This is a genomic window from Pseudonocardia nematodicida, assembly GCF_040105385.1.
Taxonomy (GTDB): domain Bacteria; phylum Actinomycetota; class Actinomycetes; order Mycobacteriales; family Pseudonocardiaceae; genus Pseudonocardia; species Pseudonocardia nematodicida.
Genome location: NZ_JBEDNQ010000007.1, coordinates 83,846 through 96,607, shown reverse-complemented (window position 1 = coordinate 96,607; position 12,762 = coordinate 83,846). Strand labels below are relative to the sequence as shown.

The following is a 12,762-nucleotide window of genomic DNA, read 5'->3' as shown; positions in this document are numbered from 1 at the left end:
CCGAGGACTCCGTGCTGATGCGCGCGGGGCTGACGGGACTGCTCGACCGGTTCGGGCACACGGTCCCGGCCGCGGTCGGCGACGCGCCCGCGCTGCTGGGGGCGGTGCGGCGTGAGCGGCCCGACCTGGTCCTGACCGACGTCCGGATGCCGCCCGGGCACACCGACGACGGCCTGCGTGCGGCCGTGGAGCTGCGCCGCACCGACCCCGCGCTGCCGGTGCTGGTGCTGTCCCAGTTCGTCGAGCCGGCCGCCGCCGAGGCGCTGCTCGACACCGGCGACGGCGCGGTCGGCTACCTGCTCAAGGACCGGGTCGCCGACGTCGGCGGGTTCGCCGCGGCGGCGGAACGGGTCGCCGCCGGCGGGACCGTGCTCGACCCGGAGGTGGTGCAGCGCCTGGTCCGGCGCCGCCGCGACCCCGTCGGCCGGCTGAGCCCGCGCGAGCGCGAGGTGCTGGACCTGATGGCGCAGGGCCGCTCGAACACCGAGATCGCCGGGACGCTGGTGCTGTCCGACGCGGCGGTGAACAAGCACGTCCGCGCCGTGTTCACCAAGCTCGACCTGCCGGCCGACGCGACCGGGCACCGGCGGGTGCTGGCCGTGCTGGCCTGGCTGCGGTCCGGTCGCTAGAGCGCGCCCTTGGTGCTCGGCACCCCGGTGACGCGGGGGTCGATCTCGGTGGCCGCCCGCAGCGCGCGGGCGATCGCCTTGAACTCCGCCTCGGTGATGTGGTGCGGGTCCCGGCCGTCGAGCACCCGGACGTGCAGGGCGAGGTGGCCGTGGAAGGCCAGCGACTCGAAGACGTGCTTGTTCAGCACGGTCGGGTAGTGCCCGCCGACGACGAAGCCGCGCATCATCTCCGGCTCGCCGGTGCACACCGTGTACGGCCGGCCGGAGACGTCGACGACGGCGTGCGCGAGCGCCTCGTCCATCGGGATCCAGGCGTCGCCGAAGCGGCGGATGCCCTTCTTGTCCCCCAACGCCTGGCGGATGGCCTGGCCGAGGACGATCGCGACGTCCTCGACGGTGTGGTGGGCGTCGATCTCGATGTCCCCCTCGGCGGACACCGACAGGTCGAACGAGCCGTGTTTGCCGAAGGCGTCGAGCATGTGGTCGAAGAACGGCACCTTGGTGTCGATGTCGGTGCGGCCGGTGCCGTCGAGGTCGATCTCGACGGTGATCCGGGTCTCCTTGGTGACGCGCTCGACGCGACCGATGCGGCTCACAGCAGCTCCTTGGTGGCGAGGTCGGTGGCGACCTGCAGGAAGACGTCGTTCTCCTCGGGGGTGCCGATGGTGACCCGCAGGCGTTCCGGGATCCCGACGTCGCGGATCAGGACGCCGGCCTCGAGGAAGCCCTTCCAGGCCCGGCCGGCGTCGGCGAACCGTCCGAACAGGACGAAGTTGGCGTCGCTGGGCACCACGTCGTACCCGGCGGCGGCGAGCTCGGAGGACACCCGGTCCCGCTCGGCGGCCAGCACGGCGACCGAGCCGAGGGTGGCGTCGGCGTGCCGCAGCGCGGCCCGCGCGGACGCCTGGGCCAGCACCGAGAGGTGGTAGGGCAGCCGGACCAGCTGCAGCGCGTCGACGACGGCCGGGGCGGCGGCGAGGTAGCCGAGCCGCCCGCCGGCGAACGCGAAGGCCTTGCTCATCGTGCGGGACACCACGAGCTTGTGGCCGTGGCTCCCGATCAGCGTGGTCGCGCTGGGCCGGCCGGTGGCCTCGGCGAACTCGGCGTAGGCCTCGTCGACGATCACCATGCCGGGCGCGGCGTCGACCAGCCGGGCCAGGTCCGCGGGGGCGATCGACTGGCCGGTGGGGTTGTTCGGGCTGGTCACGAACGTGATGTCCGGGGCGTGCTCACCCACGGCGGCGACCGCGGCGTCGACGTCGATCGAGAAGTCGTCGCGCCGCGGCACCGGCAACCAGTCCGTCCGGGTGCCCGAGGAGATGATCGGGTGCATCGAGTAGCTCGGCACGAACCCGAGCGCGGTGCGGCCGGGCCCGCCGAAGGCCTGCAGCAGCTGCTGGAGGATCTCGTTCGACCCGTTGGCCGCCCACAGGTTCCGCGCGGTCAGCGCGGTACCGGTCTGCCGGCTCAGGTAGCCCGCGAGGTCCTCGCGCAGCGCGACCGCGTCCCGGTCCGGGTAGCGGTGCAGGTCCCGGGCGGCCTCCTCGGCCGCGGCGGCGACGTCGGCGACCAGCTCGGGCGGCGGCGGGTACGGGTTCTCGTTGGTGTTGAGCCGGACCGCGACGTCGAGCTGCGGGGCGCCGTACGGGGACTTCCCGCGCAGGTCGTCGCGCAGCGGCAGGTCGTCGAGCCGGACCGTGTCCCCGGGGGTCGAGCGCGCGGTCATGCCTTCTCCTCGAACCGGGCCGTGACGGCCTCGCCGTGCGCGGGCAGGTCCTCGGCGTTCGCCAGGGTGACGACCCGGCCGGCCACCTCGCGCAGCGCGTCGGCCGTGTAGTCGACGACGTGCACGCCGCGCAGGAACGTCGAGGTCGACAACCCGCCGGAGTGCCGGGCGCAGCCGCCGGTGGGCAGCACGTGGTTCGACCCGGCGCAGTAGTCGCCCAGCGACACCGGCGACCACGCCCCGACGAAGATCGCACCGGCGTTCCGGACCCGGGCGGCGACGGCGGACGAGTCCCCGGTCTGGATCTCCAGGTGCTCGGCGGCATACGCGTCGACGACGGCGATCCCGTCGTCGACCGAGCCGACCAGGATGACCCCGGACTGCGGGCCGGTCAGCGCCGTGCGGACCCGCTCGGTGTGCTTGGTGGCCCCGACCCGGTTCTCCAGCTCCGCCTCGACCTGCTCCACGAGTGCGTCGGACGTGGTGACCAGCACCGACGCGGCGTTCGGGTCGTGCTCGGCCTGCGAGATCAGGTCCGCCGCGACGTGCCCGGCGTCCGCGGTGCCGTCGGCCAGGATCGCGATCTCGGTGGTGCCGGCCTCGGCGTCGATCCCGACCAGGCCGCGCAGCAGCCGCTTGGCCGCGGTGACGTAGACGTTGCCCGGGCCGGTGACCATGTCGACCGGCTCCAGCTCGGTGCCGTCGGTGTCCGTGCCGCCGTAGGCGAGCAGCGCGACGCACTGCGCGCCGCCGACCGCCCACACCTCCTCGACGCCCAGCAGCGCCGCGGCGGCCAGGATCGTCGGGTGCGGCAGCCCGCCGAACTCGGCCTGCGCCGGGGAGGCGACGACCAGCGACTCCACTCCGGCGGCCTGCGCCGGCACGACGTTCATGATCACGCTGGACGGGTAGACCGCGAGCCCGCCCGGGGCGTAGAGACCGACCCGGCCGACCGGCACGAACCGCTCGGTGACGGTGCCGCCGGGCACGACCTGGGTGACGACGTCCGGCCGCCGCTGCTCGGTGTGCACGATGCGCGCGCGGTCGATGGAGGTCTGCAGCGCGGCCCGCACCTCGGGGTCCAGGTCGCGCAGCGCGCCGGTGATCGCGGCGGCCGGGACGCGGACGGTCGCGGGGCGGACCTTGTCGAAGCGCTCGGTCGCGTCCAGCGCGGCGGGGACGCCGCGGTCGCGCACGTCCTCGACCAGGGTCCGGGCGGCGGCGAGCGCGGTGTCGACGTCGACCTCGGCGCGCGGCAGCATCCCGCGCAGGGTCGCCGGGCGCGGCAGCGGTTCGGCTCGCAGGTCGAGGCGGTGGAGCATGGTCTACAGCCTACGGCGGGGCACCGACGGTCCTGCGGGCCGCCGCCGGGCCTGTGGACGGATGAGCGAGGTACCGCAGAACTGGGGACGACCGGCCGTCGCGGCGGTGCGGCGGAGGCGGAACTGTCCGGGACGGTCCCGATGCTGCGACCATGACACCCGACCCTCGACACCGGGAGGTGACCCGACCGTGGCCGCACCCGCCCAGGTCCCGCTCGACCCGTTCGCCGGGCCGTGGACCGAGGAGAGCTTCCTCGATCTGCCCGACGACTTCCGCCGGGCGGAGCTGCTCGACGGGGCTCTCCTCGTGAGCCCCCATCCGGGCACCCCCCACATGCGGCTCTCCGCCCGCCTCTGGAACCTGTTCGAAGGCGCCCGCGGCGACGACCTCGAAGCGCTGATCGAGGTGAACATCCGGCTAGGGCCCGAACGGATCCTGATCCCGGACATCTCGGTGGTCGCCGCCGGCGCGGGGATCGACCCGGACGTCGTGAAGTGGGAGGCCCGGCACGTCCGCATGGTCGTCGAGATCGACGGGCCGAACCGGCGCCGGTTCTCCGAGCGCATCAAGCCGGCGCTCTACGCCGCGGCCGGGATCCCGCACATGCTGCGCATCGACCTCACCGACCACGGCCCGGACGCCTCCGCCTACGACCTCCGGGACGGGACGTGGGCCGAGACCGCCCGGGCGCGGCCCGGCGAGGAACTGATCCTCACCGACCCGGTGCCGCTGAGCGTCGACCTGGCGGCGCTGCTCGGCGCCCCGCGCCTGGCGGAGTGACGTCCCGCCCGGTCACCCGGGTCAGCGTGCGCACCCCGAGCCTGCTCAGCGCGGGCGCCGACGAGCGGTAGTACCAGACCAGGCCCATGGCCTGCTCGAACGCCCACGCCCGGCCGCGGTCCCACTCGACATCGCCGCAGCCGAGCAGGTCCCGGAACACCGCGCGCGGGCCGTCGTCGAGCAGGTGCCAGGCCGCGACGAGCTCCAGGCCGGGGTCCGCCGGGCCGAAGCCGCCGGTGTCGAGCACACCCGCCAGCCGGCCGTCGCGGACCAGGACGTTGCCGGGGATCAGGTCGCCGTGGGTCATGACATCGTCGCCGGCGCGGGGCAGGTCGCGGTGGTCGACCCACCAGTGGCGCAGGGCCGGCACGTCGAGCAGCCCGGCCGACGAGCGGAAGCAGGTGTCCATCCAGTCGTCGTGGTCGCGCAGATCGCCGCCGCGGCCGTCGCCGGTGAACCGCCGCCCGCCGGTGTGTGCGGTGCGCAGGGTCGCGACGAGCCCGGCCAGGTCGCGCGCGAAGCCGGTCGAGGCGCCCGGGTCGCGGTCTGCGGCGGTGTCCCCGGGCAGCCAGGTCCAGACCGACCACGGCAACGGGTGGCCCTCCCCCGGTTCGCCGAGCACGACGGGTTCCGGCGCGGGGACCGTGCTGTGCGACGCGAAGTCGGCGCCGGCGGACATCTCGGCGACGAGCCGCCGTCGCACCTCGCCGGGATCGGTGCCCCGCAACGGGAAGCGGGCGACCAGGTCGTCGCCGATGCGGTGGATCGCGTTCGTCGTGCCGTCGGCCCCGGCCTCGGTGACGGCCCGGCCGGTCCAGCCGGGGAACTGCGCGGCGACCAGGCGCCGGGCGCGGGCGGCCGTGACCCGGAGCTCGTCGTCGTGCAGCATCCGGGGCAGTCTGCCGGACGGCGCGGAACCGTCGGGGGTCCGTGGCACGCTGCGCGGTGTGCCCCCCGAGGTGATCCGCCACGTGAGCGACGACGAGCGCCGGGCCCGGCTGGTGACCCGGCACCGGCTCGGCGCCGCGACCCGCACCGACGACGTCGTCACGATCGCCGACGACCTCGTCGCGCTGCACTCCAGCGACCCGGTCCCGGTGTACCTGTCGGCCGCCGCCCGGATGGTCACCCCGTCCCTGGCGCCGCTCGCGGCGGCGCTGCACGACGAGCGCACCCTGCTCCGGCACCACGCCATGCGCCGCACGCTGTGGGTGTTCGGTCGCGAGCACGCCCGGCTCGCGCACCACGCGGCGACCGTGGACGTCGCCGCCGTCCAGCGCCGCAACCTGCGCAACCAGCTCACCGCCGCCGGGATCACCGACCCGGATGCCTGGTACGCCCGCGCGGCCGACCAGGTCCTCGGAGTACTCGCGGCGCGCGGCCCGAGCACCGCCCGCGAGGTCGGCGCCGCGCTGCCGGAGCTCGCCGCGCAGCAGATCCCGATCCAGGGCGGCACTCATCCCGCGCACAGCCGGGTGCTGCTCGTACTCGGCTTCGAGGGCCGGGTGCTGCGCGGGACCCCCACCGGCAGCTGGATCAACGGGCAGTACCGGTGGGCCGCCGCATCCGACTGGGTACCCGGCGGGCTCGGCGAGCCGCTGGAGCGGCGCACCGCGGCGGCCGGGCTGGCCCGGGCCTACCTGCGGGCGTTCGGCCCCGCGACCCGGGACGACCTGAGGTGGTGGGCCGGCTGGACGGTCGCGACCACCCGCGCGGCGCTCGCCGACGTCGGCGCCGTCGAGGTCGGGCTGGACGGCGGCGGCACCGGGTACCTGCTGCCCGGCGATCTCGACCCGGTGCCCGACCCGGGCCCGTCGGTGGCGCTGCTGCCCGGCCTGGACCCGACGACGATGGGCTGGAAGGCACGCGACCACCTGCTGGCCCCCGGCGTGGCCGCGCAGCTGTTCGACCGCAACGGCAACGGCGGTCCGGCGGTGTGGGTGGACGGGCGGATGGTCGGGAGCTGGGTGCAGCGCCCGGACGGCGAGATCGCGGTGGCGCCGCTCGCCGAGACCGAGACCGGGGCCAGGGCCAGGACCGACGTCCGCGCCGGGATCGACGCGGCCGCCGGGCGGCTGCGCGACCTGCTCGGCGACACCCGCTTCTCGGTGCGCTTCCCCGCCCCGAGCCAGCCCGAGCTGCTGGCCGGCGGCGCGGTCACCGGTGGCCGCCGGTGACCGCGCCCGCAGAGGTCACCGGCCGGGTACGGACGGCTCCAGGTCGAACCCGAGGTCCAGGGCCGTGACCGAGTGCGTCAGGCCGCCGACGGCGATGAAGTCCACCCCGGTCGCCGCGTAGTCGGCCGCGACCGGCAGCGCCAGGCCACCGGAGGACTCCAGCAGGGTGCGGTGCCCGGAGCGCGTGGCCCGGTCGTCCCGGCGCCGGACCGCCTCCGCCGTGTCGGCGACGGTGAAGTTGTCGAGCAGCACCAGATCCGCGTCCAGGCCGAGGACCTCGTCGAGCTGGTCGAGCGAGTCGACCTCCACCTCGCAGGGCATCTCCGGGGCCGCGGCGCGGGCAGCCGCGAGCGCCGCGGACACCGAGCCGGCGGCCGCCACGTGGTTGTCCTTGATCAGCACGGCATCGCCCAGGCCGAGCCGGTGGTTGACCCCGCCGCCGCACCGCACGGCGTACTTCTCCAGGAGCCGCAGGCCGGGAAGCGTCTTGCGGGTGTCCCGGATCACCGCCCCCGTGCCGGCGACCGCATCGACCCACGCCCGGGTCGCGGTGGCGATCCCGGACAGGTGACAGAGCAGGTTGAGCGCGGTGCGCTCGGCCGTCAGCAGCCCCTGCACCGGGGCGTACACGACCAGCGCCGGGGTCCCGGCGGTGAGCCGGTCGCCGTCGGCGGCCCGCGCCTTCACCTGGTAACCCACCTCGTACTGCACCTGTCCGGTGCCGGGGCCCGCGCCGTCACCCAACACCGCGTCGAGCACCGCGAGGGCCGCCGGCAGACCCGCGAGCACGCCGTCGGTGCGCGGGGTGAAGGCGCCCACCGCCATCGCATCCGGGGCGACGGTGGCCTGCGTCGTCACGTCCCGCCCGTAGCGCAGGTCCTCGCGCAGCGCGGTCCGCACCACCCGGTCCAGATCGTCGGGGTCCGGGACCCCGATCCCGGACACCCCGCCGACACCCGCGGCGACCAGCCCGGTCATGCCGCACCGACCAGGGCGTCGCCGGCGACGACCGGACGCCCCGAGGCGTCGAGCCGGATCGGCAGCGAGGCCCGCTGGTGGGTGTCGTCGCGGTCCGGGAAGTCGGTGCGGACGTGGCAGCCGCGGGATTCGCGGCGAGTGCCGGCGGCGGCGACCACGGCCTGGGCGAGCAGGGTGAGTGCCGCGTCCTCGACCCCGGCCCGCGCGGTCGGCACGGCGATCGTGGTCGCGGCCTCGACCGCGTCCGAGGCGGTGGCCAGTCCGGTGGCGTCCCGGCCGATGCCGGCGAAGGTGCTCATCGCCCGCTGCACGACCGCCCGGTCCGCGACGGGCAGTGCCGGCGCGGGGGCGAGCGGCTCGCCGACCCCTCTGATCACCCGGTCCCCGAGCACCGCGCGGGCGGCGCGCTCGCCGACGACCAGGCCCTCCAGCAGCGAGTTCGACGCCAGCCGGTTCGCCCCGTGCAGCCCGGTCCGGGCCACCTCCCCCGCCGCGTACAGCCCCGGGACGCCGGTGCGGCCGTCCGTGTCGGTGACGACGCCGCCACAGGCGTAGTGCGCGGCGGGTGTCACCGGTATCGGGTCGGTCGCCGGGTCGATCCCGATCGCGGCGCAGGACGCGTGCACGGTCGGGAAGCGGCGGGCGAACCCGGCGAGCGAGGTGGCGTCGAGGAACACGCACCCGCTGCCGGTCTCGGCCATCCGGCGGGTGATGGCGGCGGCGACGACGTCGCGCGGCGCGAGGTCGGCGCGCGGGTGGATCCCGGCCATGAACGCGGTCCCGGTGCGGTCGCGCAGGATCGCGCCCTCCCCGCGGACCGCCTCGGTGACCAGCGGCCGCCGCCCGGCAGCCCCGGCACCGGTGTGCAGCACGGTCGGGTGGAACTGCACGAACTCCAGGTCCGACGCCGTCGCACCGGCCCGCAGCGCGAGCGCGACGCCGTCGCCGGTGGCCGTCGGCGGGTTCGTGGTGGAGGCGTAGAGCGCGCCGTAGCCGCCGGTGGCCAGCAGCACGGCCGGCGCGCGGAGCACCCCGGGGCGGCCGTGGTCGTCGAGCACCGCCAGGCCGGCCACCCGGCCGCCGGCGTCGCGCAGCACGTCCGAGGCCACGTGCCCGTCGAGCACGGTCAGCCCCCTGAGCTCGCTGCCGCGGGCCGCGGCGACCAGCGCGCGCTCGATCTCCGCACCCGTGGCGTCGCCGCCGGCGTGCACCACCCGGAACGCCGAGTGCCCGCCCTCCCGGGTCCGGTCCGGACGGGAGTCGCGGGCGTCGAAGCGCGCACCCCGCTCCCGCAGCCGGCGGACCGCGTCCGGTCCGCAGCGGACGATCGCCTCGACCGCGGCGGCGTCGTTCAGCCCGCCGCCGGCCGCGAGGGTGTCGGCGACGTGCGCGTCGAGCGAGTCCCCGGCGATGTCGCCGAGCACGACCGCGACCCCGCCCTGCGCCCAGCGCGTCGAGCCCTCCGCGATGCCGTCCTTGGTGACGACGACCGTGGCCAGCCCGGCAGCGGCCGCGTCCAGCGCGGCGGTCAGCCCGGCCACCCCGGAGCCGACGACGACCAGGTCGGCGCCCGCCTCCCAGGTCACTCGCCACCCCCGGGGTTGCCGATCTCGATCATCCGCTGCACCGCGGCCTGGCCGCGCCCGGCGAGGTCCGGGTCGACGTGCACCTCGTCGGTGCCCTCGCGGACCGACCGCAGCAGCGCCTCCGGGGTGATCATCTTCATGTAGCCGCAGGACGCCCGGTCGTTCACCGCCCGGAAGTCGATCTCCGGGGCGGCCCGGCGGAGCTGGTGCAGCATCCCGACCTCGGTCGCGACCAGCACCTCCTTCGCGCCGGTGGCCCGCGCGGCGTCGACCATCCCGCCGGTGGAGAGGATCTTGACCCGGTCCGCCGGCACCGCGCCGGACCCGGCCAGGTAGAGCGCCGAGGTGGCGCAGCCGCACTCGGGGTGCACGAACAGCTCGGCGTCCGGGTGGGCAGCGGCCTGGTCGGTGAGCTGCCGGCCGTTGATCCCGGCGTGCACGTGGCACTCGCCGGCCCAGACGTGCATGTTCTCCCGGCCGAGCTCGCGGCGGACGTGCGCGCCGAGGAACTGGTCGGGCAGGAACAGCACCTCCCGGTCGCGCGGGATGGAGGCGACGACCTCGACCGCGTTCGACGAGGTGCAGCAGACGTCGGTCTCCGCCTTCACCGCGGCGGTGGTGTTCACATAGGACACCACGACGGCGCCGGGGTGCTCGGCCTTCCACCCCCGCAGCTGCTCGGCGGTGATCGAGTCGGCCAGCGAGCAACCGGCCCGGGCGTCCGGGATCAGCACGGTCTTGTCCGGAGCCAGGATCTTCGCCGTCTCGGCCATGAAGTGCACACCGCAGAACACGATCGTCGAGGCGCTCGAGGCGGCCGCGATCCGGGACAGCGCGAGCGAGTCCCCGACGTGGTCGGCGACGTCCTGGATCGCGGGCAGCTGGTAGTTGTGCGCCAGCAGGACGGCGTCGCGGCGCCGCGCCAGCGCACGCACCTCCTCGGCCCACCCGGGGCCGGGCGGAGCATCCACGGCATCCCCAGGGTCCACACCGCTCGGCTCCGATGCCGTCGTCAGCGTTCCGGTCATGCGCCCTCCCGGGCCGGTCTGGTTTTCGCCTGATGAGCGGAAACTAGGGTGATGGTAGCACCGGCTCCCCCGGTCGAGCACCTCCTCGGTGACCCGGGCCTCACCTGCCGGACACCCCGTCGTCACGTACCGGTGCCCCGCGGAACGCCCCTCTAGGCTGCGGAGATGACCTCGCCCGCGTTCGGCCACGAGGTGCTCGCCGCCGTGCTCGGGATCCGCGACGGCCGGCTCCGGGTGCTGCTCTGGGAGCGCGCCCGCGACCCGGACCGGGGCCGCTGGGCGCTGCCCGGCGGTGGCCTGCGGGCCGACGAGGACGTCGAGACCTCGGTGCGCCGGCAGCTGGCGGAGAAGGTCGACGTCCGCGAGGTCGCCCACGTCGAGCAGCTCTCGGTGTTCTCCGACCCGGACCGGACCCCCGGGCCGCGGACGATCGCCACCGCGTTCCTCGGGCTGGTGCCCTCCGACGCCGACCCCGTGCTGCCCGCGGACACCGCGTGGCACCCGGTGGACGCGTTGCCGCCGACCGCGTTCGACCACGCCGCGATCGCCGCGTCGGCGCGGGACCGGCTGCGCGCCAAGCTGTCCTACACCAACCTCGGGTTCGCGCTCGCACCCAGGGAGTTCACGATCTCGGGCCTGCGCGAGCACTACGTCGCAGCGCTGGGGCACCCGGTGTCGGCGACGAACCTGCAACGCGTGCTGACCCGGCGCGACCTGCTCGCCCCGACCGGCGAGACGGCGCCCTCGGGCCGGGCCGGCGGGCGTCCGGCGGCGGTGTTCCGGTTCACCGACCGGACCCTGCGGGTGACCGACGCCTTCGCCGTGCTGCGCCCGCCCGCGCAGGCCGGAACCGCCTCGTGACCGGGCGATCCGACCCGCGCCGTCATACAGTGAACCGGTGACCGCGACCATCCCACTGTTCCCGCTGGGGACGGTGCTGATGCCGGGCGCGGCCCTACCCCTGCACATCTTCGAGCCGCGGTACCGGCAGCTCACCGTCGACCTGATCACCGGCGAGGTGCCGGGCAAGGAGTTCGGCGTGGTCGCGGTCCGTGAGGGCCACCACCCCGACCGCTCCGGGGCGGCGGGGATGCACGCCGTCGGGTGCACCGCGGTGCTGCTCGACGCCCGCCGGCTCCCGGACGGCCGCTACGACATCGTCACCCGCGGCGCCCGCCGGTTCCGCCTGCTCGACCTGGACACGACGTCGCGGTCGTACCTGACCGGCACCGTCGAGTTCCTGCCCGACGACGCCTCCGCCGCCGACACCCCCGACCCGCGGCTGGTCGAGATGCTGGAGCGCGCCGCCCGCGAGGCACACCGCGGTTACTGCAACACGGCATGGCGCTCCGCCGACTGGTCCGAGCCCGCCGCCGACACCCCGACCGCCGACCTGCCCCACCTGCTCGCCGGGGACTGCCTGCTGCCACTCACCGACCGCCAGCAGCTGCTGGAGCAGACCAGCCCGGTGCAGCGGCTGCGCGAGGTGCGGCGGCTGCTCGCCCGGGAGAAGGGCCTGCTCGGGACGCTGCGCGCCGTCCCCGCGCCGCACGGGACCTTCCCGGACGACCACAGCAGCAACTAACGTCCGCTCGTGTGGCGAGCATCCGCAAGGTCATCATCACCTGTGCCGTGACCGGGGGGATCCACACGCCCTCCATGTCCCCGCACCTGCCGTCGTCGCCGGACGAGATCGCCGACGCGGCGCTGGGCGCCGCCGAGGCGGGCGCGGCGATCCTGCACCTGCACACCCGCGACCCCGCCGACGGCCGGCCCTCGCAGGACCCGGCGCACTTCGCGCCGGTCCTGCAGAAGGTCGCCCCGCACACCGACGCCGTCCTCAACATCACCACCGGCGGGAACCCGGCGATGACCGTCGAGGAGCGGTTGCGGCCCGCGCGCGAGTTCAAACCGGAGCTCGCGTCGCTGAACATGGGCTCGATGAACTTCGGGCTCTACCCGATGCTCGAGCGGTTCACCGACTTCCGCCACGACTGGGAGCCGCAGGCCCTGGAGCGGTCCCGCGACGTCGTCTTCAAGAACACCTTCGCCGACATCGAGACCGTCCTCGCGATGGGCGCCGAGAACGGCACGCGCTTCGAGTACGAGTGCTACGACATCTCGCACCTCTACAACCTCGCGCACATGCACGGCCGCGGGCTCACCCCGCGCGGCCCGCTGCTGGTGCAGTCGGTGTTCGGCCTGCTCGGCGGGATCGGGGCGCACCCCGAGGACCTGATGCACATGCGCCGCACCGCGGACCGGCTGCTCGGGACGGACTACCTCTGGTCGATCCTCGGCGCAGGGAAGGCGCAGATGCCGCTGGCCACCATGGGCGCGACGATGGGTTCGCACGTGCGGGTCGGGCTCGAGGACTCGCTGTGGATCGAGCCGAAGGAGCTCGCGACCAGCAACGCGCAGCAGGTGGCCAAGATCCGGGCCGCGCTGGAGGCGCTGAGCTTCGAGATCGCGACCCCGGCCGAGGCCCGGGGGATGCTCGGGCTCAAGGGCGCCGACGCGGTCGGGTTCTGACAG

The 12,762-nt window shown here is 75.3% G+C and carries 13 protein-coding genes; 6 read left to right on the top strand and 7 right to left on the bottom strand.

What is annotated here, in order from left to right; translation table 11 throughout:
* The first annotated feature begins 17 nt into the window (after positions 1 to 17).
* A complete protein-coding gene (locus tag WIS52_RS17640; protein WP_349299634.1) occupies positions 18 to 629 on the top strand; it encodes a response regulator transcription factor in 612 nt (203 codons plus the stop codon).
* On the opposite strand, the gene hisB is transcribed toward WIS52_RS17640, so the two are convergent.
* Genes hisB through hisD form a run of 3 tightly spaced genes read right to left on the bottom strand, consistent with a single transcriptional unit; the run spans position 626 to position 3,677 of the window.
* The gene (gene hisB, locus WIS52_RS17635) at positions 626 to 1,225 is read right to left on the bottom strand and encodes an imidazoleglycerol-phosphate dehydratase HisB (RefSeq protein ID WP_349299367.1); all 600 of its coding nucleotides are present in this window, start codon (positions 1,223 to 1,225) and stop codon (positions 626 to 628) included. The two genes, WIS52_RS17640 and hisB, sit on opposite strands and share 4 nt — an antisense overlap.
* On the bottom strand, positions 1,222 to 2,355 hold the full coding sequence (locus WIS52_RS17630; RefSeq protein ID WP_349299366.1) for a histidinol-phosphate transaminase: 1,134 nt from the start codon (positions 2,353 to 2,355) through the stop codon (positions 1,222 to 1,224). Before WIS52_RS17630 ends, hisB begins: the two co-directional genes overlap by 4 nt.
* The gene (gene hisD, locus WIS52_RS17625; RefSeq protein ID WP_349299365.1) at positions 2,352 to 3,677 is read right to left on the bottom strand and encodes a histidinol dehydrogenase; all 1,326 of its coding nucleotides are present in this window, start codon (positions 3,675 to 3,677) and stop codon (positions 2,352 to 2,354) included. The genes WIS52_RS17630 and hisD overlap by 4 nt, the downstream gene beginning before the upstream one ends.
* A gap of 190 nt (positions 3,678 to 3,867) precedes the next feature.
* Here hisD and WIS52_RS17620 point away from each other — a divergent pair, with 190 nt between their 5' ends.
* Positions 3,868 to 4,458: a Uma2 family endonuclease gene (locus tag WIS52_RS17620; RefSeq protein WP_349299364.1), complete on the top strand. Its 591-nt coding sequence runs from the start codon at positions 3,868 to 3,870 to the stop codon at positions 4,456 to 4,458.
* Here the strand turns inward: WIS52_RS17620 and WIS52_RS17615 are convergent.
* A complete protein-coding gene (locus WIS52_RS17615; protein ID WP_349299363.1) occupies positions 4,391 to 5,347 on the bottom strand; it encodes a phosphotransferase in 957 nt (318 codons plus the stop codon). The genes WIS52_RS17620 and WIS52_RS17615 overlap by 68 nt on opposite strands.
* Before the next feature lie 82 nt (positions 5,348 to 5,429).
* Here WIS52_RS17615 and WIS52_RS17610 point away from each other — a divergent pair, with 82 nt between their 5' ends.
* Positions 5,430 to 6,635: a winged helix DNA-binding domain-containing protein gene (locus WIS52_RS17610; RefSeq protein ID WP_349299362.1), complete on the top strand. Its 1,206-nt coding sequence runs from the start codon at positions 5,430 to 5,432 to the stop codon at positions 6,633 to 6,635.
* 15 nt (positions 6,636 to 6,650) lie between these two features.
* Here the strand turns inward: WIS52_RS17610 and nadC are convergent, their stop codons facing one another.
* Genes nadC through nadA form a run of 3 tightly spaced genes read right to left on the bottom strand, consistent with a single transcriptional unit; the run spans position 6,651 to position 10,227 of the window.
* The gene (gene nadC / locus WIS52_RS17605) at positions 6,651 to 7,613 is read right to left on the bottom strand and encodes a carboxylating nicotinate-nucleotide diphosphorylase (RefSeq protein ID WP_349299361.1); all 963 of its coding nucleotides are present in this window, start codon (positions 7,611 to 7,613) and stop codon (positions 6,651 to 6,653) included.
* The gene (locus WIS52_RS17600; RefSeq protein WP_349299360.1) at positions 7,610 to 9,199 is read right to left on the bottom strand and encodes an L-aspartate oxidase; all 1,590 of its coding nucleotides are present in this window, start codon (positions 9,197 to 9,199) and stop codon (positions 7,610 to 7,612) included. The genes nadC and WIS52_RS17600 overlap by 4 nt, the downstream gene beginning before the upstream one ends.
* Positions 9,196 to 10,227, bottom strand: coding sequence for a quinolinate synthase NadA (nadA, locus tag WIS52_RS17595; RefSeq protein ID WP_349299359.1), 1,032 nt, complete (start codon positions 10,225 to 10,227; stop codon positions 9,196 to 9,198). Before nadA ends, WIS52_RS17600 begins: the two co-directional genes overlap by 4 nt.
* Positions 10,228 to 10,392: 165 nt before the next feature.
* Here nadA and WIS52_RS17590 point away from each other — a divergent pair, with 165 nt between their 5' ends.
* The 3 genes from WIS52_RS17590 to WIS52_RS17580 are packed head-to-tail and all read left to right on the top strand — an operon-like array spanning position 10,393 to position 12,759.
* Positions 10,393 to 11,088, top strand: coding sequence for an NUDIX hydrolase (locus tag WIS52_RS17590; protein WP_349299358.1), 696 nt, complete (start codon positions 10,393 to 10,395; stop codon positions 11,086 to 11,088).
* Between the two features lie 37 nt (positions 11,089 to 11,125).
* Positions 11,126 to 11,812, top strand: coding sequence for an LON peptidase substrate-binding domain-containing protein (locus WIS52_RS17585; RefSeq protein ID WP_349299357.1), 687 nt, complete (start codon positions 11,126 to 11,128; stop codon positions 11,810 to 11,812).
* An 11-nt stretch (positions 11,813 to 11,823) separates the two neighbouring features.
* A complete protein-coding gene (locus tag WIS52_RS17580) occupies positions 11,824 to 12,759 on the top strand; it encodes a beta-keto acid cleavage family enzyme (RefSeq protein ID WP_349299356.1) in 936 nt (311 codons plus the stop codon).
* Positions 12,760 to 12,762 lie beyond the last annotated feature (3 nt).